The 24,759-nt window shown below is 35.6% G+C and carries 24 protein-coding genes; 21 read left to right on the top strand and 3 right to left on the bottom strand.

Going from position 1 to position 24,759, the window contains the following annotated elements:
- Positions 1 to 104 precede the first annotated feature (104 nt).
- The 20 genes from HMPREF2704_RS09385 (at position 105) to HMPREF2704_RS09290 (ending at position 21,312) form a co-directional block, all read left to right on the top strand.
- Entirely contained in the window at positions 105 to 2,048 is a 1,944-nt protein-coding gene (locus HMPREF2704_RS09385; protein WP_070846414.1) for a hypothetical protein, read from the top strand.
- A gap of 587 nt (positions 2,049 to 2,635) precedes the next feature.
- Positions 2,636 to 3,559: a hypothetical protein gene (locus HMPREF2704_RS09380; protein ID WP_070465943.1), complete on the top strand. Its 924-nt coding sequence runs from the start codon at positions 2,636 to 2,638 to the stop codon at positions 3,557 to 3,559.
- A 291-nt stretch (positions 3,560 to 3,850) separates the two neighbouring features.
- Positions 3,851 to 5,782 (top strand): DnaB-like helicase C-terminal domain-containing protein, encoded by a 1,932-nt coding sequence (locus HMPREF2704_RS09375; protein WP_070846412.1) that lies wholly within the window; start codon positions 3,851 to 3,853, stop codon positions 5,780 to 5,782.
- Between the two features lie 96 nt (positions 5,783 to 5,878).
- Positions 5,879 to 6,127 carry a DUF3173 family protein gene (locus HMPREF2704_RS09370; protein ID WP_013903600.1) on the top strand — a complete coding sequence of 83 codons (249 nt, stop codon included), beginning with the start codon at positions 5,879 to 5,881 and terminating at the stop codon, positions 6,125 to 6,127.
- Positions 6,120 to 7,331 carry a tyrosine-type recombinase/integrase gene (locus HMPREF2704_RS09365; protein WP_070846410.1) on the top strand — a complete coding sequence of 404 codons (1,212 nt, stop codon included), beginning with the start codon at positions 6,120 to 6,122 and terminating at the stop codon, positions 7,329 to 7,331. Before HMPREF2704_RS09370 ends, HMPREF2704_RS09365 begins: the two co-directional genes overlap by 8 nt.
- Positions 7,332 to 7,587: 256 nt before the next feature.
- Complete coding sequence (locus HMPREF2704_RS11330; RefSeq protein WP_000159607.1) at positions 7,588 to 7,761, top strand: hypothetical protein; 174 nt, start codon at positions 7,588 to 7,590, stop codon at positions 7,759 to 7,761.
- On the top strand, positions 7,758 to 8,537 hold the full coding sequence (locus tag HMPREF2704_RS09355; protein ID WP_070846409.1) for a replication initiator protein A: 780 nt from the start codon (positions 7,758 to 7,760) through the stop codon (positions 8,535 to 8,537). The genes HMPREF2704_RS11330 and HMPREF2704_RS09355 overlap by 4 nt, the downstream gene beginning before the upstream one ends.
- Positions 8,538 to 8,635: 98 nt before the next feature.
- A complete protein-coding gene (gene dcm / locus HMPREF2704_RS09350; RefSeq protein ID WP_070846407.1) occupies positions 8,636 to 9,994 on the top strand; it encodes a DNA (cytosine-5-)-methyltransferase in 1,359 nt (452 codons plus the stop codon).
- Positions 9,978 to 10,427 carry a hypothetical protein gene (locus HMPREF2704_RS09345; protein ID WP_070846404.1) on the top strand — a complete coding sequence of 150 codons (450 nt, stop codon included), beginning with the start codon at positions 9,978 to 9,980 and terminating at the stop codon, positions 10,425 to 10,427. Before dcm ends, HMPREF2704_RS09345 begins: the two co-directional genes overlap by 17 nt.
- Positions 10,420 to 10,800 (top strand): thioredoxin domain-containing protein, encoded by a 381-nt coding sequence (locus HMPREF2704_RS09340; protein ID WP_016398737.1) that lies wholly within the window; start codon positions 10,420 to 10,422, stop codon positions 10,798 to 10,800. Before HMPREF2704_RS09345 ends, HMPREF2704_RS09340 begins: the two co-directional genes overlap by 8 nt.
- Before the next feature lie 12 nt (positions 10,801 to 10,812).
- A complete protein-coding gene (locus HMPREF2704_RS09335; RefSeq protein ID WP_000840776.1) occupies positions 10,813 to 11,046 on the top strand; it encodes a hypothetical protein in 234 nt (77 codons plus the stop codon).
- Positions 11,047 to 11,048: 2 nt separating this feature from the next.
- Positions 11,049 to 11,636 (top strand): CPBP family intramembrane glutamic endopeptidase, encoded by a 588-nt coding sequence (locus HMPREF2704_RS09330; RefSeq protein ID WP_070846402.1) that lies wholly within the window; start codon positions 11,049 to 11,051, stop codon positions 11,634 to 11,636.
- A 333-nt stretch (positions 11,637 to 11,969) separates the two neighbouring features.
- Positions 11,970 to 12,269: a hypothetical protein gene (locus HMPREF2704_RS09325; RefSeq protein WP_003042486.1), complete on the top strand. Its 300-nt coding sequence runs from the start codon at positions 11,970 to 11,972 to the stop codon at positions 12,267 to 12,269.
- Positions 12,259 to 12,747 carry a hypothetical protein gene (locus HMPREF2704_RS09320; protein ID WP_070846401.1) on the top strand — a complete coding sequence of 163 codons (489 nt, stop codon included), beginning with the start codon at positions 12,259 to 12,261 and terminating at the stop codon, positions 12,745 to 12,747. The genes HMPREF2704_RS09325 and HMPREF2704_RS09320 overlap by 11 nt, the downstream gene beginning before the upstream one ends.
- A complete protein-coding gene (locus HMPREF2704_RS09315) occupies positions 12,747 to 14,624 on the top strand; it encodes a VirD4-like conjugal transfer protein, CD1115 family (RefSeq protein WP_070846581.1) in 1,878 nt (625 codons plus the stop codon). Before HMPREF2704_RS09320 ends, HMPREF2704_RS09315 begins: the two co-directional genes overlap by 1 nt.
- Positions 14,625 to 14,652: 28 nt before the next feature.
- The gene (locus HMPREF2704_RS09310) at positions 14,653 to 14,895 is read left to right on the top strand and encodes a hypothetical protein (RefSeq protein ID WP_000627865.1); all 243 of its coding nucleotides are present in this window, start codon (positions 14,653 to 14,655) and stop codon (positions 14,893 to 14,895) included.
- Positions 14,896 to 14,911: 16 nt separating this feature from the next.
- Entirely contained in the window at positions 14,912 to 15,766 is an 855-nt protein-coding gene (locus tag HMPREF2704_RS09305; RefSeq protein WP_070846399.1) for a VirB6/TrbL-like conjugal transfer protein, CD1112 family, read from the top strand.
- A gap of 53 nt (positions 15,767 to 15,819) precedes the next feature.
- Positions 15,820 to 16,179 carry a PrgI family protein gene (locus HMPREF2704_RS09300; protein WP_070846397.1) on the top strand — a complete coding sequence of 120 codons (360 nt, stop codon included), beginning with the start codon at positions 15,820 to 15,822 and terminating at the stop codon, positions 16,177 to 16,179.
- Positions 16,130 to 18,487, top strand: a complete 2,358-nt coding sequence (locus tag HMPREF2704_RS09295; protein WP_176745646.1) for a VirB4-like conjugal transfer ATPase, CD1110 family — start codon at positions 16,130 to 16,132, stop codon at positions 18,485 to 18,487. The genes HMPREF2704_RS09300 and HMPREF2704_RS09295 overlap by 50 nt, the downstream gene beginning before the upstream one ends.
- An 11-nt stretch (positions 18,488 to 18,498) precedes the next feature.
- Positions 18,499 to 21,312, top strand: coding sequence for a phage tail tip lysozyme (locus HMPREF2704_RS09290; RefSeq protein WP_070846394.1), 2,814 nt, complete (start codon positions 18,499 to 18,501; stop codon positions 21,310 to 21,312).
- Positions 21,313 to 21,346: 34 nt separating this feature from the next.
- On the opposite strand, the gene HMPREF2704_RS09285 is transcribed toward HMPREF2704_RS09290, so the two are convergent.
- The 3 genes from HMPREF2704_RS09285 to HMPREF2704_RS11420 are packed head-to-tail and all read right to left on the bottom strand — an operon-like array spanning position 21,347 to position 22,440.
- Positions 21,347 to 21,955, bottom strand: a complete 609-nt coding sequence (locus tag HMPREF2704_RS09285) for a hypothetical protein (protein ID WP_070846392.1) — start codon at positions 21,953 to 21,955, stop codon at positions 21,347 to 21,349.
- Position 21,956: 1 nt separating this feature from the next.
- Positions 21,957 to 22,121, bottom strand: a complete 165-nt coding sequence (locus HMPREF2704_RS11425; protein WP_000201399.1) for a hypothetical protein — start codon at positions 22,119 to 22,121, stop codon at positions 21,957 to 21,959.
- Positions 22,122 to 22,176: 55 nt separating this feature from the next.
- Positions 22,177 to 22,440: a hypothetical protein gene (locus HMPREF2704_RS11420; protein ID WP_176745645.1), complete on the bottom strand. Its 264-nt coding sequence runs from the start codon at positions 22,438 to 22,440 to the stop codon at positions 22,177 to 22,179.
- A gap of 297 nt (positions 22,441 to 22,737) precedes the next feature.
- Here HMPREF2704_RS11420 and HMPREF2704_RS09280 point away from each other — a divergent pair, with 297 nt between their 5' ends.
- Positions 22,738 to 24,759: a bacteriocin-associated integral membrane family protein gene (locus HMPREF2704_RS09280; protein WP_070846390.1), complete on the top strand. Its 2,022-nt coding sequence runs from the start codon at positions 22,738 to 22,740 to the stop codon at positions 24,757 to 24,759.

Below are 24,759 nucleotides of genomic sequence, written 5' to 3'. Positions count from 1 at the left end.
CATGATGACTGGCTATAAGAAATTGTTAGTGTATTAAGAAAATATGAATAAACAGATACATAAAATGGAAAAGATTAATGAATTTATGAAAGGTTTTTTGATAAATGAGCGATATAATTAAATCTCTAACCCCTGTAATAATAGCTATAGTTTTTATATCGTATATTTTCTTAGATTTTTTTGAGGATAACAAAGAAAGTATCATGAGTTTTATAGAGTATTTTTTCTGGAAGAAGAAAACAAAAGATACTCATAATCACGATGAAGATAAAATTAGACACTATTTGAGAAATATCTCAAAGAAAGGGTTTAATTTATCTGGAGAAGATGTTCCATATGGTAGGGCAAGATGGTTTATTGAGTCAGAAGAGGATTTTTATAATCAATTTAAAGATACTGATTTTGAATTTTTTGGATATTCTCCAGTAAGAAGTTCCATAGAAGAGGACTTCAAAGAATATGGTTTGTTACTTACACAGTACGGTATCTTTGAAAAAGTTCAAATGAATGGAGGAGATAGAGTAAACGTTCAATTTTTTCCATTTTCAAGTTTATGGAAAATAACAATAAATTCTAAAAATGAAATAAAATTTTATTATCCGTATGGTATTGTAAAACAATTAAACGTTACTGGAAATTTTAAAAACGCAATACCAGATATCGAGGCAATTATTTCATCTGGTTATACTAATGATATAAAAGTCGATAATCTAAATGCTCAGTTATTAAAAATTGGGAAAAATAATTTAAGTAGCAATAATTTTATAAATTCGACTCAAATTGCGTTTCTTTCTTCTTTTGTATTAACTGCTGAAAATAGAATTCACCATATTCAAACTAATTCTATTGTAGGAAATCAAAATGGACATGGATTTGCTGCTGAATATGCAAATAATCTAATTGACAGGATTAAACATCCTTTCCGAAAAGTAGATATTATTGGACAAGATAACGCCCTAAATGGTGCAGATAGAGCTGTAGGAAATCAAGATATTCAAGTCAAGTATTGTCAAAATGCGAAAGATTCAGTACGGGCTGCATTTGATTTAAAAAATGATGGGATGTATCGTTATAAAGGAATGCAATTAGAGGTTCCTAAAGACCAGTACGATGAAGCATTACGTATAATGGGTGATAAAATTAGAGAAGGAAAAGTTGAGGGCTTTACTAATCCTGCTGATGCAAAAAAGATTATTAAAAAAGGTTATGTTACATACGAAGAAGCAAAACTAATTGCGAAAGGAGGGAATTTTACTTCAATAAAATTTGCTGTAATTGATGGAACTATACAATCCCTCCCTGGAGCTAGTATTAGTTTCATTATTATTTTTGCCCAAGCCAAATGGTCAGGTGCGTCAACTGAAGAAGCTATAAAGTTAGCTACGAAAGCAGGTCTAAAAGTCCTAGTAATGGGAACTAGTGTCTACGCATTTACAGATCAATTTTCAAAGTTGTGTACGAAAGAATTAGAAAAAGTTATTGGGAAAAAGATTGGAGCAGAAGTGCTTGCAAAACGTGCCCTCCCAATTATTACATTTGCAGTAATGATTACACCAGACCTTTTTGAAGCGCTTGTTGGAAGAATCTCTTCAGAGCAATTGTTAAAGAATGTAGCAGTTGCTGGTGGAGGAATGGCTGCTGGAGCCGGTGCAGGAGCTATAGGTGGAATGTTAGCTGGGCCAGCAGGTGCACTTTTTGGAGCGTTAGTAGGAGGATTTGCTGGAGGAATTGGAGCCAAAGCAATAGCAGACCAATTTATTGTAGATGATAGAGTAGAGATGTTTGCTCAATTAAAAGAAGAATTTATTGATATCATAATTGTTGTCGCATTGTCAGAAGATGAATTAGAAAAAGTTCAGAAAGCTATTTTTAACGATAAGTTAGACAACTTACTTAAAAATATGTTTCAGAAGAAAAAGGAAAGTAGAAAGTACGCAAGAGATTTTATTGAAAAACATGTGGGATCTGTAATAAATGATAGAGAAAGAATTACTGAGAAAGAAATATTGGAGGCAGTCGAGATAAGTAAAAATGTGTTTGTAGTATAATTTAATTCTGTTTTGTTCAATAAAATGTGTTTGGTATCATTTTGGTAGCTAAGCATACAAATGATCTCGTTTTCCTCAAAAAACACCTAAAAAGAATGTTGATTTATCAGCATTCTTTTAAAATTCAAATGTTTTCTCGGAATTAGAAGAAAAATACTTTGGATTGAAATAAATTATAAATAACTATAGAAATTGTCTCTCCGTGTAGAGAGTGTTCAGTGTTCTTCAGTTGGAACTATAATTCTAGGTATGAAATTAAAAAATTTTTTTAATTTGGTCAAAAAAATTTTTTATCCTATATGGAAGATCTTATAATGTGTATTAAAATCCTTTAAATATCACTGTTTCCGCTATTTTAAAGGGCAATTTGTAAAGTGTCCTTTTTAAATTTTAGTAGAATATTGAGCAATTTTTGGTAAAAAAAGCGACTTTTTTTGATTTTTCTTTTTTTTACTTTCATCAAAAAATGGCAGACTATAAGTATGAAAAGAAAATTTATTGAGTGCAAGAGAGTTGTAGCTATCAAGCTACAACTCTTTTTTTTGCTCTCAAAAGTCTTTTCAAATAAATAAAAAAGAGGTTATATAATGCCTGTAGATAAAAATGAGAAAATCGAGAAGATTTTAAATGCACCAACTTTGAATTTGCTAACTTCTGTTAATTCGAAAACAGTTGACAAAGTAAGGGATCCGATCACTAATCAAACTTCGATTCATTTAGAGACTGGTACGATTCATATTGAAAACTTTGACGCTAACAAAGATTATTTCAAGCTCCGAGTATTGAAGATGTTGGATTTATTGATTCTTCTTGTTGGGAAGAAGAACCAATATAGACTAAGTGAAGAAGAGGCTGTTAATTGCTTGGTTGAATTTTCAATTGAACAGTATGCAGAACTTATGGGGAAATCTAAACCAGCAAGTATCTCAACGAAAAAGAATGTACGTCGTATCATTGAAGAGGCATTAAGCTTGCTAAACGATCTTTCTATTAGTACTGCAGAAAAGAGAAAATCGGAAATCAAAGAATTCAAAGATATGAAACTGATTGAGGAATTCAAATGCAAAAAAGGAGTTTATACAGTTCAATTGACTGAAAAATTCGTTAGATATTTAATTACTTCTTATGTGACAAATTTCCCTCTCAGACTTTTTAAAATTGATGAACGTAGTAAAAATGTTTATTCTTTAGCAAAGAAACTAGTCTATCATCAAAGTATCAATAATAATAGAAAGAAAAAAATTCATGAAGTCATATCAGTTGAATCTCTATTGAATGTATGTCCTAAAATTCCAGCAATAGAAGAAGTTAGATTGAAAAAAGGTGGATGGCGTTCAAGAATTGAGGATAGCTTAACTAATTCACTTGATAAACTAGCCGATGATAAAATCCTAGTTAGTTGGGAATACTGTAATCCAAATTGTGAACGTTTATCAGATAAACAGATAAAGATGGATTCTTTTTTTGAATTTAAAAAATATAGGGTTCATTTTAAGGTTTCAGGGATTTAAATTCACTGATTTATCGATTTGCTACGTTTAAATCAGGATTTATGTATGGGGTATGTTGAATTAAAAGATGGGGTATGTTGAATTAAAAGATGGGGTATGTTGAATTTGCTAAAAAAATTTTGATCCTTGGTATCACTGATATTATTAGTATTTCTGATTTTCAATACTAATAATATTAATAAGCAGCATATGCCTTCAATTTTCGTATTGAAGGCAATGCTATAATTTTTCCTGTAAAGAAAAAAATCCGGATTTAATTTTTTTACAGGAAATGAAAAAAGGAGTACAAATATGTTTGAAGAAGAAAAATCTTATTTGAAAGCATACATTGAACAAATCTCTGAACAAAGTCGTAAAGGTGGTAAGGGAGCATATATTTGCCCCGTCTGCCACAGTGGTGAAGGTCGAAATAGAACTGGAGCTTTTCATATTTACGCTGAAACTCAGTGGAAATGTTTCTCTTGTGATAGAGGTGGAGATATCTTTGATCTTATCGGCTATGTAGATGGAATTGATAAATTTAAGGATCAATTGAAGTGTGTCAGAGAGTTGTTTAATCTATCAACTGAATGTGATGAATTCAAGGACCAGAGGACTGAATGTTTGAATTCCAATGTTATCTTTCCTTTAAAGGAAGAAGGGAAAAAAGATAATTTTTTAAGCTTCTATAATGAGGCCACAAAGCATCTTTGTGAAACTGACTATTTTCTTAAACGAGGGTTGAGTTTTTCAACAGTCAAACGGTTTAAAGTTGGTTATGTAAAAAAATGGAAGCATCCCCATGTGACTAATCCTAAAGTTCCTGAAACACCTCGGTTAATTATTCCTTTAAGTGAAAGTTGTTATTTTGCTCGTGATACAAGAGATACTGTACCCGAACCTCAATTGAACTATACTAAACAGAAAGTGGGAGGGAGCGATATTTTTAATAAAAGCGAACTCTTCAAAAAATCTACGGATCCAATTTTTATTGTAGAAGGCGAAATAGATGCCATGAGCATCGTTGAAGTTGGTGGAAAGGCAGTAGGACTCGGGAGCATTGGAAATATAAATAAACTAATTAATCTTGTTTCTGATCTAAAAATTGATCGTACATTCATTCTCTCATTAGATCAAGACGAAAAGGGGAGAGAGGCTGAACTAAAATTAGCAGAGCAATTTAGAAATAAGAAAATTAAATTTATTTCTTTCAAATTAACTATTGATGATGTAAAAGATCCTAACGATATGTTAGTGAAAAATAAAGGAGTATTTAACAAAATGGTAGAAAATGCAATCAATCAAACAAAAAGTGAAAAAGAGCGGTATCTTGAATATTCAACAGCTAATCATCTTTCGAAGTTTTTTAATGGTATTACGAATGGTTCTAATAATACATGTATTAAAACAAATTTTGAAGGTTTAGATGATCTGTTAGAAGGTGGCCTTTACGAAGGATTATATTGTGTTGGTGCAATTTCCTCCCTTGGAAAGACAACATTTGTAACTCAGATTGCTGATCAAATTGCAGCACAGGGAACAGATGTTTTGATTTTTAGTATTGAAATGTCGAGATGGGAAATAATTAGTAAAAGTCTTAGTCGTCACACTGTTATCGAATCTATTGCCTCTAATAGTGATATCAGAAATGCAAAAACAGCACGAGGAATTACTGAGGGAAGTAGATATGCAGGTTACACCACCCCAGAGATTGATTTGATTAAAAAAGCTGGAGAAAATTACTCTCAATACTGCAAAAATATTTACATTGTCGAAGGTACTGGACCTATTGGTGTGGAGCTAATTCGGAAAACTGTTGAAAATCATCTCAAATATACTGGAAAAGTACCTGTCGTTATTATTGATTACTTACAGATTCTATACCCGGTGAATGAACGATTTACTGAAAAACAAAACACAGATAGATCGGTAATAGAATTGAAAAGGATTAGCCGAGACTTTAAAACACCAGTAATTGCTATTTCTTCTTTTAATAGAGAAAACTACAAATCTGTTGTAAGTATGCAGTCTTTCAAGGAGAGCGGAGCAATCGAGTATTCTAGCGATGTTTTGATTGGACTACAACTTAAGGGGACTGGACCAGCAAATTTTGATGTTAATGAAGCTAAGTCGAGAAATCCTAGAGAAATTGAGCTAGTGGTTTTAAAAAATCGTAATGGAAGAACTGGCATTAAGATGGAATTTGACTATTATGCGATGTACAATTATTTTAAAGAAAAGTAGTATAAGGCTTTTGGTTAATGATCTAATTTGTTGAATTACTCTAAGCCTTATCAAAAGATGGAAATCTCTGTAATTAAGAATTAGAAGGAAGAGATAATGCAAACAATAAATCATACAGAATTAATGAAATTAGGTTTTCCTGAACATACGGCACGGGATATTATAAGACAAGCCAAGTTAATTGCTGTCCGACAATTTGAAGAATCTAGAGCTTTATCAAATAATGTGGTAGAATTAAGTAAATCACCTTTTGACAATTCTCGTCTTAATTTAGCTCCTACTTATATTGTAGAAGAATTACTCGGTTTTAAGTTGCTTTCTGAAAGAAAGGAACAAAATGAGTAAAAAATATAAATGCGTAAGTCGAAATAAGAAAGGAAAAATTTACTATGAGGTTGAATTCAGTGTAGATCCATCTACGGGTGACCGAAAGAGATTTAGGGTTAAATCTTATAAAGATCAATTCGGGATTGATTTTAAAACAGAAAAGCAAGCCTTTGACGAAGTCTGTAGGATAAGAACTGAATACAATGCTAAAATAGCTAGTGCTAGTACAAAAAGACCACAATTAGATATTCCATTTTCAAAATTTATGGAAGATGTCTATTTGCCTTATTATAAGAAAACTGTTCAGCCCGTAACCTATCAAACTGCTTATCCTCAGTATAAGACTTTTATTGAAGTTTTTGCTGACAAGAAATTGTCTGAAATCAATGTTCGGGAATGCGAAGATTTTAGATTATCTTTAATGGAAGACTACTCTCCAAACTACGCAAAAGGACTTTGGTGTAAACTGAAGAAGTGTTTAAATTATGCAGAACGCTTGGAATACATCGAGAATAATCCTTGTCGAAAGTTAGACAATCCTAAAGGAGAAAAATCGAAAACTGAATTTTGGACTGTGGAGGAACTTGATAAGGTATTAAAAACTTTTGATCAGACAGTTTATGAAGAGAGGCAGTTTTATACGGCTATCTGGCTTTATTTTATGACGGGGATGCGAGTCTCTGAGGGTCTTAGTTTAAAGTGGTCAGACATAGATCTTAAAAATAAGGTTATTCATATTCAGTCTACCCTTGAATATCAAGGGAATGGGAAATACGTTCGAAAAGAGCAGACAAAAACTAGGGCAGGCATGCGTTTCTTAGAAATAGATGACGAAACTGTTAAAGTGTTGCAAAATTGGAGAACTGTACAAGTGTATAATAGAGAAGATAATTTTGTATTAGCACGGTTTAACTCTCCCATGAACAAATCTACCTTAAGTCGAATGTTAAAAAGGCATGCACTAGTGGCTAAGGTTCCGGTTATTACTGGGAAAGGTCTACGTCATAGTCATGATTCATTTATGATAAACATTCTAAAAAAAGATGTTTTGTATGTCTCGGCTCGTTCAGGAAGAACGGACAAAGCTACAACACTAAACACCTATTCTCATTTCTATGATAGACAAGTTGTCTCTGGTGGTGCTGAGATAACAGAGGTTTTAGGAGAGCTGGGATTAACTGCAAATCCCGCCACAATCCCGCCAAGTAAAGAAACCAAGTAAAAAATAGCTGTGTGAGAACAACTAAAGCAACGACGCTTCAGTTACTCTTAAATAAGAGGCATATACCAATTAGAATTCGGAATACTATAGTATCAGCCTTTTAGAATCGTGAACACATTTTAGAAACTGATAAATTAATTTAGTTTCCTGCCAAAAACCCTACCAAAAATTAATTTGGCAGGGTTTTTCTTTTTAACAAATTTATCGTGGAGAACAGTTGAATATTGTTCTCCTTTTTTTATTTTCTGGAGGGAAAATGACAAAAGAATTACAATCATCACGCTATATTGTCATTTCATTTTTAGTACGTGAAATGGGAATTGATATTGTTGAAGCCATATCTCTTATGGCTGAATTAGAAAAAAGTGGCTTGGTTCGATTGGAATCAAGTGGAGATTTAATACTCAAAGAACTTGGAGGAGCTCTATGAAACGAATTACGGCAAATCAATACCAAACTTCAGAACGGTATTATAAATTACCTAAAATTCTTTTTGAGGATGAGAAATATATGGATATGAAACTAGAAGTAAAGGTGGCTTATTCTATTTTAAAAGATCGTCTAGAATTATCTCTCAATCGTGGTTGGATAGATGAAGAAGGCGCGGTCTATTTAGTATTTTCTAATTCTAAACTGATGAGGCTGTTAGGTTGTTCGAAGTCCAAATTACTGTCCATCAAAAAGACTCTTAAAGAATATGACTTAATTGATGAAGTTCAACAGTCTTCAAGTGAGAAAGGAAGACTAGCTAATAAGATTTATTTAGGGGAATTATCTTCTACCCCAGTATCTATTTCTGACAGGACTAGTGTTAAAAAAAGACTAGGGCAGGTTGAAAATGAAACGGCCCCCGTCTCATATTCAGCCCCTAGTGAGGCTGAAGTTAGTGAGACTAAATATAGTGAGACTGATTCTTTATTTAGTGAGGATGAGGAGGATAGGAATACTCAACCTATCTTGAAAAGAAAAGTAGAAAAGGTCACAAAATATGATCGAGATTATATTTGGGGATTGGTGCAAGATCAATTTAGACGAGAGGGTTTTTCTGAAACAGCCAGCGAAATTGCTATGACTGATTTTGAGAGAATCTATCAATATGCTCTTGACAATGTTCGCTTTGTTAGACGTGCAGAAGTACTTGCTGAATTTGTGTTTAATGGCCTATATTCCGTTTGGAATAACCGTGTTAGAAAAGGAGGTGGTTAAATGTCACCAATCGAGTGGATATTAGTTATGCTCATTTTCATTTCAAGTGGTGTGACTCTTTGGACATTGATAGTCGATCAAAAAGGGGTGATAAAGAAATGAAATTTATTGATTTATTTTCAGGTATCGGTGGTTTTCGACTAGGAATGGAAAGTGTCGGACACGAGTGTATTGGATTTTGTGAGATTGATAAATTTGCTAGAGAATCTTATAAGTCCATTTTTCAAACGGAAGGAGAAATTGAATTTCATGACATACGAGATGTTTCAGATGACGAATTTAAAAAACTTAGAGGGAAAGTCGATATCATCTGTGGGGGATTCCCTTGTCAAGCATTTTCAATCGCAGGAAGACGATTGGGATTTGAAGATACTAGAGGAACTTTGTTCTTTGAAATTGCTCGGGCGGCCAAACAAATCCAACCACGTTTTCTTTTTCTTGAAAATGTTAAAGGCCTACTCAATCACGATAAGGGACGGACGTTCACCACAATCCTTACCACACTTGATGAGTTGGGGTTTGATGTTGAGTGGCAGGTGCTTAACAGCAAGAATTTTGGCGTTCCCCAAAACAGAGAGAGGGTGTTTATTATCGGACATTCTAGAAAGAAAAGTACCAGACTCTTATTTCCTTTCAGACGAGAAGGTCAAGCAACTAACTCTGAGACTGTAAAAACACTAGGGAATTTGAATCCATCAAAAAGTGGAATGAGCGGTAAAGTCTATTATTCAGAAGGTCTTGCGCCAACCTTAGTTCGTGGAAAAGGAGAAGGATTCAAGGTTGCTATTCCCTGTATGACACCAGACAGATTAGACAAGAGACAAAATGGTAGACGCTTTAAGGAAAACCAAGAGCCGATGTTTACTTTAAATACTCAGGATCGTCATGGTATTGTCGTTGTTGGAGATTTACCAACTAGCTTTAAGGAGACAGGTCGCGTATATGGAAGTGAGGGGTTATCTCCAACACTGACTACAATGCAAGGAGGCGATAAAATTCCCAAAATACTAATTCCAGAACCAATCAAATTTCTAAAAGTACGGGAAGCAACGAAAAAAGGTTATGCTCAAGCAGAGATTGGAGATTCAATTAATTTGGAAAGACCAAGTTCTCAGTATCGTCGTGGTAGAGTTGGAAAAGGTATAGCTAATACGTTAACAACTAGTGGTCAAATGGGAGTAGTAGTGGCTAGCTATGAAGGAGAAGATAAACAAGTTTATCATGTAGCCGGTGTATTAATAGATGGACAGTTTTACCGTCTGAGGATACGACGAATCACTCCTAAAGAGTGTTTTCGCTTGCAGGGCTTTCCTGATTGGGCTTTTGAAGCTGCTAGAAAAGTCTCTAGTAATAGTCAGCTCTATAAACAAGCTGGTAATAGTGTAACCGTTCCTGTGATTGCCGCAATCGCAAAGAAATTAAAAGAAATAGAGGAAAAAGATGAAAGCATTAAATAAAGAATCAATACTAGATTGTGATGAATTAGAAACAGAATTACATGATGCAGAAATCAAACAGCTGGATGAACAATTATTTTTGATACCCAATTATCCATGTGAGTTTGAAGTAACATTTTTAGATGATTACCATAAAAAACACAACTACCCACTATTTTATGAGTCCTATCTTCAAAACGTTATGGAATTCCTTGAAAGTCAAGACATAAAGAATGGGGTTGATGCCTTTGTAGATGATCATCAAAATCTCGTTTTTATTTTATATGGACAAGGCTATCGAGCCGAGGGAAAAGAGGGAATACTTACAACCCAAGTAACTGTAAAAGCTTCTGATGAAGATAAGAATCCGATTAACTTCTCAAATTTGTTAGATTCCTTAATTGTCTCAGAATATCAAATGGAAGCAAATTTGTTGGAGGTCTCCCATGATTGATCTCTACCTAAGTAAAAATAACCATAGAAATCAACTTCTTTTAGATTTCTTTCAAAACTACGGTATCGAGGTATCTTGTCATTCAGTTTCTGAAATGACAAAGGACAAATTAATTGAGATGATGAGCTATTCTTCAGATTGTTTTGAGTTTTTATCTCCCAATTTATTACGATTTAAGAATCGAGATAACCTCAGATTAACAGATTTCATCGAAATGATATTAAAAAATCCTGAACTAACCATCAGACTTCCTCTTGCGGTTTCAAATAAGCGAGTTTATCCAAATCTGAATCTGGAAGAGGCTAGAGCTTTATTGCCAAGAGATACGAAACAATTGATTTACATGGCACAAACACATTATTTATCTAACTAAAGGAGAAACAATATGGCTGAACGATTTTGGGAGAACTTGTCCATTATTTTGGCTGAAAGAAATATCAGCTGGATTGAGTTAACCAGAAAAATGTTTGCGGGAGAGTTTCACTATCCAAGTGAATTGAATCGTCTGTATCAAAAGATTCGCCACTATAAGATGGAACAACGAATGCCTCAAAGTCCATGGGTAGAAAGGATTGTGCAGGTATTAGATTTAGATTATGAAGATTTATTTCGGAGGTAACTATGAAAAGAATAATTCCAGTTTATATATTCCAACAAGTAAATGTCCTATTGGTATCCCTATACTTACTGAAATTTCTTTGTATCGGTGAGTTAACTATACTACAGATTCTCTATGGAGCGTCGCTTATTTCTTTTTTATGGATGTATGGTCAACGAAAACAAGTGGTCAAGGTCAATATGAAAACTAGGATGAAATGGCTTGGTATTGGATTCGTTAGCCTACTGATTATAAGTCTATGTTTTAGTCTGATTCATGCTCAAGGAAGCACGAATCAAGCAAACTTAATTGGGCTTCAACATCAAGTTCCTTGGTTTTCATTTTTATTGTTCTTAATCAATGCGAGTATGGTTGAAGAATTTTTGTATCGAGAAATTTTATGGAACTTGGTTAGAAAATTAGATATTCGAGTTGCTTTGACAAGTGTTTTATTTGCCTTAGTACATCATCCAGGAACCATTCTAGCTTGGTGTTTGTATGTTTCATTGGGAATGTTTTTAGGGATGGTGCGCTATAAATCGGACTTATGGGGCAGTATGGGGCTACATTTGGTGTGGAATCTACTAGTTTATAGTTTGCTGCTTTTTTAGACCAAATTTGCTTGTTTTAGGGAAATGAAATGCTAACGTTATTTAACGATGTTAGTCTTTTATTTCAAACTCTTTGCTTACTATGAATTTAGCTAGACAGAAAAATAAGAAATGTGATAAAAATTTCAACTACTTTTATCTATAATAAAGCTACCTGTTCTTTGAAAATTGAATCCACTCCGTCTTGATTAGCGTGCCTGTGTAAGTAGGGACTGAGAGTATTCCCCTGTGAAGGGCAACTGGCACAAGACGTGTGTGAGAATTTTCTAACAGACACGGAGTTTATCGTTACCAGACTTAAACGATGCGACAAACTAGATAAAGGAGTTAATCATGAAGGTAGTAAACTTGTATGATTTGAAACAAATGGGAAATAAAGGTGGTTGTACCATCCAATTGATTCATCACTTTCCCTTTGGTATGGGCTTAGGACATCTCAAAAAAGACTACATTGAATTTAAACGTGTTGGTATCTTTGATGGGAAAGCAGTAGAAGTCACTCTTCGAGAACCTTATTCGAGAGATCTACTGCAGGTTGTCAAGTCGATTAAGCAACATCAGAAATTGATAGCTTATCGCTATAAAGAAGGAAAACTGCTATTTGTTAAGAAGGAGGCGTCAGATGTCCTCTGAACAACAGGAACGATTGGCGGTTCAATATGCAGAGCGTAGTCTTTTATTTACTGTAAGAAGTCTCTTAAAGATTCTAGAATGGTCTAGACGTCAGGCTTTAGCACAGGATTCCGCCTATAAGATAGGGGTACAGAAATTAGAAGAATTGTTACAATCTCCCTATGCGATTGATACGATTAATCTGAAGAAAGATTTTTTAGACAAACCAATTGATATAGAGAAATTTAAAGCTTTTTTAGAAAAAGAAGAGATTCCTTTAGCCATCGCTTGGCAAGGGGATTCTCTACATTTCTACACGAAAGACCGTTCAATTCTAGACAATCATTTAGACCATCTGTTAGAAAAAATGGTTAATGATCCGGAGAAATTAGCTGATTTTACCATGGATAAGTCATTAGACGATGCAATTGATGAGGCTAAATCCCAAATTACCTTTAGACAAGAAGGGGCCGTCAAACAGAAAGAGATGGTGAGATGATGTACAGTGGAAAGAAATTCCTACTATTCTCACTGTTAGGCATCTTACTAGGCTATATCTTTCATCGTTTGACGCTTTTGTATGATTCCTATGCTGGAAATACCTTAGATAAATGGACTCATCTTCTAATGGAAGGTCAAGATGAAGTTCTTCAGTCGCCCTGGAATGTTTCTTTTACTGGAAAATCAAGTACGTTTTTTCTACTAGGTTTTGTTATGATGTTGCTGGTTTATCTCTATCTAGAGACTGGTAAAAAACAATACCGAGAAGGGGTAGAATACGGGAGCGCCCGTTTTGGAACTCTAAAAGAAAAGAAGCTCTTTTACGGTAAGGAATTTTCTCATGATACGATTTTGGCACAAGATGTTCGTTTGACATTATTAGATAAAAAACCACCCCAATATGATAGAAATAAGAATATTGCGGTGATAGGAGGTTCAGGAAGTGGGAAGACATTCCGCTTTGTGAAACCCAATCTGATTCAGATGAATAGTTCTAATATTGTAGTGGATCCTAAAGATCACTTGGCCGAGAAAACAGGTAAACTCTTTTTAGAACATGGCTACCAAGTAAAGGTGTTAGATTTAGTCAATATGAAGAACTCAGATGGCTTCAATCCTTTTCGCTATATAGAGACAGAAAATGATTTGAATCGTATGCTGACGGTTTATTTCAATAACACCAAAGGCTCTGGCTCCCGTAGTGATCCATTTTGGGATGAAGCTTCTATGACTTTAGTACGAGCTTTAGCCTCCTACTTGGTCGATTTCTATAATCCACCCAAAACAAGAGAGCAGCTTATAGAAGAAAGTCGTTTGAGTCAAAAGGAATACCAAAACTTGTTGAAACGTCAAAAAAAAGAAGTGGAAGAGCGAAAAAAACGAGGGCGTTATCCAAGTTTTGCTGAGATATCAAAACTCATTAAACACTTATCCAAAGGTGAGAATCAAGAAAAAAGTGTCTTAGAAATTCTATTTGAAAATTATGCTAAAAAGTATGGGACTGACAATTTTACCATGCGAAATTGGGCAGATTTTCAAAATTATAAAGATAAGACTCTGGATTCTGTTATAGCCGTAACCACTGCTAAATTTGCCCTCTTCAATATTCAAAGTGTCATGGATTTGACCAAAAGAGATACCCTTGATATGAAAACATGGGGTCAGGAAAAATCAATGGTTTACTTAGTTATTCCAGATAACGATAGTACCTTTCGCTTTCTTTCAGCCCTCTTTTTTTCAACCGTATTTCAAACCTTAACAAGACAAGCAGATATTGATTTTAAGGGCCAATTACCTCTTCATGTGAGAGTATATTTAGATGAGTTCGCAAATATCGGAGAAATTCCAGATTTTGCTGAACAAACCTCAACAGTCCGTTCTCGGAATATGAGTCTCGTTCCTATTCTTCAAAATATTGCCCAACTTCAAGGGCTCTATAAAGAAAAAGAAGCTTGGAAAACCATTCTTGGGAACTGTGATAGCTTAGTCTACTTAGGTGGTAATGATGAAGATACCTTTAAATTTATGAGTGGCTTACTCGGTAAACAAACCATTGATGTTCGAAATACTAGTCGTTCCTTTGGCCAGACAGGTTCAGGATCCCTTTCTCATCAAAAGATTGCTCGTGATTTAATGACACCTGATGAAGTCGGAAATATGAAACGGCATGAATGCCTGGTTCGAATTGCCAATATGCCTGTCTTTAAAAGCAAAAAATACAATTCAACCAAGCATCCAAACTGGAAGTACCTAGCTAATCAAGAAACCGATGAAAGGTGGTGGAACTATCAAATCAATCCTTTGAATCAAAGACAAGAAAATCATCTTGACGACCTTAGAATTCGTGATTTAACTTTTGAATCTAGTTTAAAATAAGAAAATAAAAATAGAAAAGAGGAAATAGATGATTACGCATTTTAAAGGTTTTGTTTATGGAGTAGACGCAAGTGCCATGTTTGCACAAGCTATGTCTTTGTTACAGAAGGGATTGATTGCGGTTGGTGCCTTTCTCGTTGTTGTGGGGATTGTCAATCTTGCAACCAACATTAAAGATGGTGGACCAGGTGTTCGGAATGCCATTCTTGAAATTGTCGGTGGAGTTATGGTCGGGGCTGCTGGAGCCTTTGTAACCCAGATTTCAATTTAGGAGGATAAACAATGACATGAATCTTAGTATAGTCTCACCCTTTGTTTACCTTGCATCTGAAAAAATATCAGCTGAAAATTTATTTGAAGGATTTAATGTAGATTTACAATCTACGGTAGATCTGATTAAATCACTATCTAGCTATAATCCAACCGTTTGGACTTATATGTCTAGTATTACTAAAAGTGTTATGCAACCTCTTGGAGTTGCGATTTTATCAGTTGTTCTCATCCTAGAATTTTCGAAGATGGCTAAGAAAATTGCTAACTCTGGTGGAGCGATGACATTTGAAGCATTAGCCCCGATGTTGATTAGTTATATTATGGTCGCAGTTGTAATTACCAATACTACTGTTATTGTAGAAGCCATCATCGGGATTGCGAGTCACGCCATTGAACAAGTGGCCTCGATTGTGGCTCACGGTGGGGCAAAGTATGATACAATCTCTGGATTAAAAGGTTCAGGATTTATTGGTCGGATGATTGTGGGATTTTTCGCTCTCCTCATTTGGCTTGTTCGGATAGTAAGTGCAGCCATGGTCAATCTTTTGGTATCCATTCGATTTATTCAACTTTACCTTATGATTCCATTTGCCCCTCTTACGATTCCAACATTTTTAAGCGATGATTGGAAATCTATTGGTATTGGCTATTTAAAAAATATTATGGTCTATGCGGTACAAGGGGTTCTCATTTTTCTGATTGTTTCACTTGTTCCTTTGTTTGAATCTGCTGGGAAAATAGCTGTTTCAAATGGTGCAGGAGTCTTGCAATCACTTGCGATTATGTTTGGTAGTTTGATACAAGCTATCTTACTGATTATTGCCCTCGTTGGTTCTCAACGTACGGCTCGCTCAATTTTAGGTATGTAATTAGATAAAGGCTAGGAAGTGATTGCTTCTTAGCCTTTTTAGAAAGGAAAGTCATGAATACACGTGTCTTTAAAGACATCTCAAAATACCAACACAGGGCTTGGTTAGGTTTCACCACAAGACAAATCATCTTTGTTTTACCAGCCTTTATTGTCACAGTTATTGTTTTGGGCTTGAATCTCTTTTTCTGGCAATTTGGAGATTGGTTTGTTTACGGTTTTGTGTTTACCTTTACCATCCCCCTCATGCTTTTTGGAGTCTATAAACCCAATGATTTATATTTTGAACATTATTTGAAATACCGTCTTCATTTTGAATTAACGGTTCCCCTACGCACAATTACAGGAAAGAAAGGACCTGAACATGAAAAGAAAATCAAATACATTAAAGAAACAAAAAACTTCAATGACTAATCAGAAAGAAGTAGTTAAAGGAAAAAAAGAAGAAGTGTTACCTTCAACGGCTAATACTCTTTCCTATCAAGCGCTGTATCAAAATGGTCTGATGCAGGTGAAAGAAGATTATTTCTCACAAAGTTATTTACTTGGTGATGTCAATTATCAGACCGTTGGTTTAGAAGATAAGGGCGCAATTATTGAGAAGTATTCTGATTTGATTAACTCCCTAGATGATCAAACCAACTTCCAATTGACTATCTTTAATAAAAGATTGAATTTAGAAAAATTCAGACAGAGTGTTTTGTATGAGGAAAAAGAAGATGGATATGATACCTATCGTAAAGAATTGAATCGGATGATGAATCAGAATTTAGACAGTGGTGAAAATAATTTTTCAGCTGTGAAACTGATTAGCTTTGGTAGAAAGGATTCTAATCCCAAACAAGCCTATCGTTCCTTGTCTCAAATAGGCGAATATTTCAAGAGTGGTTTCTCAGAAATTGATGCTCGCTTTGAATCCTTGGCTGGAGAAGACCGTGTCAACTTGTTGGCCGATATGCTTAGAGGAGAACACCATCTTCCTTTTTCTTACTGCGATTTAACGAGATCTGGTCAGACAACTCGTCACTTTATAGCACCTAATCTTTTGGATTTTAAAAACAAGAATTACCTACAAATCAATGACCGCTTATTGCAGATCGTCTATGTCAGAGACTACGGTATGGAATTAGGAGATCAGTTTATTAGAGACCTCATGCAAGGAGATTTGGAATTGATTGTGAGCCTCCATGCTCAAAGTTCGACCAAGGCGGATGCCATGAAGAAACTACGAACAAAGAAGACCTTAATGGAATCCCAAAAGATTGGGGAACAACAAAAACTGGCTCGTACAGGTATCTATTTGGAAAAAGTAGGTCATGTATTAGAAAGCAATATCGATGAAGCTGAAGAACTCTTAAAAACCATGACCGAGACAGGAGATAAACTATTTCAAACAGTCTTTTTGATTGGTGTTTTTGGTCAGGATGAAGAAGAACTTAAACAAGCCCTAGATACGATTCAACAAGTGGCCGGCTCAAATGACCTAATGATTGATAAACTTCCATATATGCAAGAAGTAGCCTTTAATAGTTTGCTGCCATTTGGTTGTGATTTTTTAGAGGGCGTATCACGGAGTTTATTAACATCCAATATAGCAGTGAACTCACCTTGGACCTCAGTAGACTTACAAGACCGTAGTGGGAAATATTACGGTATCAATCAAATATCAAGTAATATTATTACCATTGATCGTAGCCTATTAAATACACCGTCTGGTCTGATTTTAGGGACATCTGGAGCTGGTAAAGGCATGGCAACCAAGCATGAGATTATCACGACAAAAATCAAAGAATCTGGTGAGAATACAGAAATTATCATCGTTGATCCAGAAGCAGAGTACAGTGTGATTGGACGGGCTTTTGGTGGAGAAATGATTGATATTGCGCCTGATTCCCAAACCTATCTCAATGTTCTTGACTTGTCTGAAGAAAATATGGATGAAGATCCTGTAAAGGTAAAATCAGAATTTCTTTTATCCTTTATCGGCAAGTTATTGGATAGAAAAATGGATGGAAGAGAAAAATCGATTATTGACCGAGTTACGAGACTCACTTATCAGTCATTTAAAGAGCCTTCTTTGGAAGAATGGGTCTTTGTCTTGAGTCAACAACCAGAAGAAGAAGCGCAGAATTTGGCACTTGATATGGAACTATATGTCGAAGGTTCTCTTGATATTTTTTCTCATAAGACCAATATTCAGACAGGATCTAATTTCTTGATTTATAACGTTAAGAAGTTAGGAGATGAGCTGAAACAAATCGCCCTTATGGTGGTTTTTGATCAGATATGGAATCGCGTCGTACGGAATCAAAAATTAGGGAAGAAGACCTGGATTTATTTTGATGAAATGCAGCTTCTCTTATTAGATAAATATGCCAGTGACTTCTTCTTTAAATTGTGGAGTCGTGTCAGAAAATATGGAGCCAGTCCGACTGGGATAACTCAAAATGTCGAAACCTTATTGTTAGATCCAAATGGTAGACGGATTATTGCAAATAGTGAATTTATGATTCTCCTCAAGCAAGCAAAAAATGACCGAGAAGAATTGGTTCAACTCTTAGGCTTGTCAAAAGAACTTGAAAAATACCTAGTCAATCCAGAAAAAGGTGCAGGACTGATAAAAGCTGGTTCCGTTGTAGTTCCCTTTAAAAATAAGATTCCTCAAGGTACTCAATTGTTTGATATCATGAGTACAGATCCTGATAAAATGGCTTCTAATTAAGGAGAAGGTAAATGAAGGATAAAAGAGAAATCATACGTGCCCGAAAGGCATTTAGAAGAAGTCTAAAAGATGAGAAGAAATTCTTGAAACAAGGAAAGAAGGAGGTGAAGAAACAGAAAAAAAATTCCGCTGTACTGGATGAAAAAGCATGGAAAAAAGAGATAAAGGAAAAGCTGGAGGAGATGAGAGAAGCTTCAAAGGCTAGAGTAAAACAAGCAAATGAAGACTACAATCATATTCTTCAAAATAGTCCTCCATCTCTTTTAAATCGCAAAGAATTAAGAGACAGACGTTTGCCTCATGCTCGGAAACGATTGAAAATAGCCAAGAAGCAATTTAGAGAAGCCAAGGTAGAAGCAAAAGAAGAAAGAAAAGAGAGTCGTAAAGAAAGAAAAACCAATCAAAAATTTCTTTATGGTCAGGAATCGAAACAAAAATCTAATTTTTTCTTTCAAGGGAAGAGTTTAGAAGAATTAAAAGCTAAGAAGGAAGTAAAGGCTGCTAAAGAGAATCTAAAATCTACTAAACAAGCCTATAAGTCCAAAAAAGTCAGTAGGAAAGCCAAAACTTTTCTTTATGTCCTTGGACGTGAAGGAGGAGAGTTAGCTTCAGAAAATGAAGATTTAGAAGGCTATCGCACACTTCAAGAGACCATTAGAAAAGGGAAACGCTACAGTCGGATTTCTTATAACCTTGGAAAAGCTAGTGTCAAAACAGGACAAGCAACAGGTCGTTTTACCAAGAAAAGACTGACCAACACAAAAGAGCGATACCATCATTTTAAGGATGGAAAAGGATGGAAACTAGCGAAAGAGAATCCAAGTTCCTTTAAAAATCGGTTTCGAAAAATAAAGAAACAAGGTCTTACAAGTGTCCGAAATATCTATCAAAAATTAAAAGCAGCCTTTTCCTTCTTTACATTTGCGGCTGGAAATCCTGTAACCTGGATAGTTGGAGGAATAGTCTTTCTTCTTTTACTTATGATGAGCTTCTTTTTAGGATTTTCATCTGCTAGTTTAATTCAACAAGATGAATTTGAATTAACAAAAGCTTATACCCACCTAACTTGGGAAGATGCAGAACATACTCGCACAAATGACAAAGGAATTACTTATTACACAAAAGTTGATGATGTGATGGGGTATATGAACTTTAAATTCCATGACTATGAGTTACACAAACCAGTTCACTTATTTAGTTCAGAAACTTACAAGGATTATCTGTCTACTTTGTGGCATGATTTAAACGATGGGGATGATTTGAAATCCATGCAAGACCTCTATAAAACTCCTAAGTATAAACTATCGAAAGACGATCAAGAGGAAATAAAGGAACTAAAAGAAGAGGGTGTCTATACTTCCATGCAGGAATTGGACAATCCATTTGAGGGGAAAAGCAACGAAGATAGTCTAACCATGACTTATCGTTATGGATACTATGATTTAGACGGAAAACCTACTCTTCAGGAGTATATTCTACTAGAAGCGAAGGCTCACCAAACAATTGTCGCACCAATGGATGGAGTTGTATCTCTAGACGGAGATGATGTTATTCTCACTAACGGAAAAGGAGAGAATGAGAGTCGATTGACCTTGTATTCTATTCATAATGGCCGTGCGATCGAGGGGACAAGAGTCCTAACGGGTGATATTATTGGTGAAACACCAGACGATACAGGTTTGAAAGTTTCCTATCAAAAGTTTAAGAACAAGAAAGAAAAATTGGTGTATGTCAATCCGCAATTTTATTTTCCCAAAGTCATTCAACTTCAGACAACTATCTTACCTGCCATTGGTCAGTTTGGTGGGGATGAGTTTGAACGAGCGAAACATATTTATGAGTTTTTGAAATCTCAAGGGGCAAGTCCCCAAGCCATTGCGGCAATTTTAGGAAATTGGTCGGTAGAGTCTTCTATCAATCCTAAACGAGCTGAAGGAGATTATTTATCTCCTCCTGTTGGCGCTACCGATTCCTCATGGGATAATGAAACCTGGTTAGCGATTGGAGGTCCAGCCATTTATAGTGGTGCTTATCCTAATATCCTTCATAGAGGTTTGGGGTTAGGTCAATGGACGGATACCGCAGATGGTTCAACACGTCATACAGCCTTGTTGAATTATGCTCGCACCCAAAATAAGAAGTGGTATGATTTAGACCTCCAACTTGATTTTATGCTTCATGGGGATAGTCCTTACTATCAAAGTTGGTTAAAGGATTTCTTTAAAAATACGGGCAGTGCAGCCAATCTAGCCCAACTCTTCCTTACCTATTGGGAGGGAAATTCTGGTGACAAACTACTGGAAAGACAAACCAGAGCAACGGAATGGTATTACCAAATTGAAAAAGGCTTTAGCCAAACAAATGGAGGACAGGCAAAGAGTGATCCGCAATCCCTTGAGGGTGTTCGTGGGGACTTGTATGATCATTCTGTTCCTGGTGGTGGAGATGGTATGGCCTATGCCTATGGACAATGTACATGGGGTGTTGCGGCTCGTATGAATCAATTAGGCTTAAAATTAAAAGGAAGTAATGGAGAGAAGATTTCAATCATTAATACCATGGGAAATGGTCAGGACTGGGTTGCGACAGCTTCAAGTCTTGGTGGGGAAACTGGCTCTACACCAAGAGCAGGTGCCATTGTTTCTTTTGTAGGAGGTACACATGGCACACCAGCAGACTATGGTCATGTGGCTTTTGTAGAGAAGGTCTATGATGATGGTTCTTTCCTTGTGTCTGAAACCAACTATGGTGGCAACCCTAACTATACCTTTAGAAAAATCTCTCAAGCAGATAGTGCCATCAGTTTTGCCTATACGGTGAAATAAAAGAATCATGTCATCAGTTTCGGTGACATGATTCTTATTTTTTATAGAGTGACATATTTAATGCCATAGGCTGATAAGTTACTTGATGATCGTCTTTAATCAATTGACTGTAAGTAACAAATCCGAACTGTTCATAAAATTGAATGACTTTAGGATGATTGATACTATCTAAAAATACCATCTGAGTTCCTACAATTGCTCGAAATTCTTCAATTTTTTGAATTACAATTTCAAATAACTCTTGTCCTGATAGTTTATTTAGCTTTGTGTTTTTGCCGAATTGACCGATAAGTAACACAGGGAGATAATCAATATTTTTGGGACTTTTCCCTTTTAGGACGAGTTTCTTTTTTAAGGATTTCTCTAAATCAGAAATATCAACAACTTTGAGAGATAAACTAAAGAATCCTATGATGTTATTTGTTTCAGTTTCTTCAACGATAAAATTACGAGAACGATGTTGTTTTTCAAAATTGGGGGCTTTATCAGATAGATAAGTCAACATCTCTTCATTACCGTTGAAATCAACATTTTCTAAAATGATAGTTTTAAATAGCTCCTGAACTTGTTTCTCAGTTTTATCAGGAGCTAGCACTTGAATATTTTCAAGATATTGCTTAAGTGGTGTTACTTGAATTGTCATCTTACAGATACTTTGAAATGAGTTTATTTTTCGTTGGAGCGGTAGCGTCCTGTGATTCAATAGATTTCAAGACTGCTTGTAGCTTTTTAGATGGTTTATGATTAAGAATTTTTAGAGCATCTTCGTTTGTTAGTTTTATATCACGTGTTAAACTGATTGTAGCCATTTGTTCTACCTCCTGTTTCTACTTAAATTCATTATAGCTTATTTTGAACAAAAGTTCAATCTGAAGATAGTGTATGTTTTCTATAGTGTATAAATCCAAAATAAGTTTTTCTCTTGCGTTTGTAGCTCATATTCGTTAGAATAATGGTGTAGATGAGTGGTCGGCTCATGGTCAATCTGATAGTAATCTTGGACATAAGGGCCAAGCGGTGGCGGACACCAGAACAAAATCCGATAGTAATCTTGGACGTAAGGGCCAAGCGGTGGCAGACACCAGAATAAACCGACTGACTAGGTGGCTTACAGGTTCTGTAAGTCATCTTTTTTTCTTGGATAATATGAATGGGAAAAACTTGAATAAAATTCGTTAATGACATCTATTTTTAAAGAAAATGTAAAATTCTATTACTAATAATATTTTAGTAAAATATGTTGATAGATTACATAGAAAGTGATATACTTAAGTTATAAGAAACCGTTTTCAAAACGAGGAAGGATTAAATTTGTTGTCTTGGTGTTCAGGGTGTAATGGATTAAACTAGGAAAATAATTCTAAGAATTTAAAAAACATAAAATCTTTGTTCTATAGGGTTATTCTCTTATACAAGGAGTCTACAATGAAGAAACTATTCATATTACTATCAACTTTTTTTCTCAGCTTTTTCTTTGTTTGGATTATTGTCTTACGTGCGCCACAATATTTATATGCAAGCTATGATTCCGTCTCCTTACTTCGTGTCAAAAAGGATACTCAGGAACCAACGCGTGAGGTATTTGAACAGGAATTAGAGAATTTTGCAAAATCAGAACAGAGTTTGATTGCAAGACGGATAGTAGAGCCGAGTAAGGATGGAAGCACCAACTTCACCTATGCAACCTATGGTCAGGGAGGCTTGCCAAAAGAGTTTCAAGCGGCTAGCCAAGAAAGCCGAGAACGGAGCGATCCTCTCAATAGTTACCTTCTCTTGTCTGGTTCATTGACCAAGGAAAAATTAGCTGCAAAATTAGATGATTTAGGTTATAAAGCGATTGCAGACCGCAAAACTCCTCCGTATCTTTTAGCTTTTTGGATCGCTTTAAATCCGTTGTTATTGATTAGTTTAGCTATATTTGGATTAGCTTTCTTTGCTATGGTGATTATCACTCGGATTAAAGAGATGCGGGCTGCAGGGCTTCAGCTCTTTTCAGGACAGACCCTCTTGTCCATTATAGGAAGCGCCTTATACGATGACGTCAAGTGGCTTTGCTTAGCTGGGGGGGGATCCCTTATAGTGGGAGGTGCTGTCCTCCTCGGTCAAGGGCTCTTTTATTCCGTTCTTTTAGCAACCTTTAGTATCGGAGTGGGGCTTTATCTTCTCTTTTTATTGGGAATTTCGCTCGTACTGAGCCTGCTCTACTTGATGAGCTTGAGCTACAAGGCTTTGGTTCCTGTGTTAAAAGGACGTTTGCCCCTCAAACGTTTGATGACCTTGACCTTGCTATGTCAGTTGGTTGCTGTCTTTACAGTAGGTTATGCAGTCAAGACTGGCTTGACTTCTTACCAGCGTTTACAGGAACTCCAGCTATCCAAGCAAGCTTGGGAAGATCGAGCAGATTATTACCAAATTTCCTTTGGGATCGGTGATAGAGGAAAAAATGCGGAAAATCAGAGCAAGTGGTATGCCTTTGCCAAGGAAGCAATCGAAGAAGAACAAGCCCTTTATGTAAAGGATAATCTGTTCCATTTTGCCAATCCACAAGGAAAAAATGAACAGGGAGAGACACTGGATACCTATAGTCCGGATGCCAATACGCTCTATGTTAGTCCTAGTTATTTGGAGAAGGAAAAGGTCGTGGTAGATGCTGAGACCAAACAGAAGTTAGCCCATCTCCAAAAAGGTGAGTTTATTCTCTTGCTCCCAGAACATTTGCGCTCTCGAGAAGCAGAACTAAAAAAAATCTTTGAAGAAAGATTGAGTTATTATGGAAAATCTGGTGAGGAGGCAAGTGCTCCTTTGGATTATGAGATGAAAGCGCACGTTAGTTATCTTTCAATGGGAGAAAAGCGGTTTGTTTATAATAACGGTGAGAATCCCGTATCCACTCAGTATTTGACTGATCCGATTTTAGTGGTATTCACGCCGACTTCTACAGGTGATAGTTTTACATCCTTATCTAGTTGGTCTATCAATGCTGGTAAGAATATCTTTGTCAAAGGATATGAAGATGGGATTAAACTCTTGAAAAATGCAGAAATTTATGATCAAGTCTCCTATCTCAAGGAGGGACGAAGTGTTTACCTCGCTCATTACTATGAGGTTCAAACAGAAACTCTAACCCTTATTTTAGGAGCTATTATTGGAATCGCGAGTTCTTTGCTTCTCTTTTATTCTGTGAATCTTCTTTATTTTGAACAATTCCGTCGTGAGATTTTGATTAAACGAATTTCTGGTTTGCAATTTTTTGAAACACATGCTCAGTATATGATTAGTCAATTTGCTAGTTTTGTATTCGGTGCGAGTCTCTTTATTTGGCGTAGTCGGGATGTGATGATTGGATTGGTAACTTTATCAATCTTCCTCGTTAGTGCTATACTGACTCTCTACCGTCAAGCACAGAAAGAATCTCGTGTTTCTATGATCATTATGAAAGGAAAATAG

This window comes from Streptococcus sp. HMSC076C09 (assembly GCF_001837905.1).
Taxonomy (GTDB): Bacteria; Bacillota; Bacilli; order Lactobacillales; family Streptococcaceae; genus Streptococcus; species Streptococcus parasanguinis_I.
The sequence above is the reverse complement of the archived record's forward strand: the minus strand, read 5'-3'. Positions and strand labels throughout refer to the sequence as shown.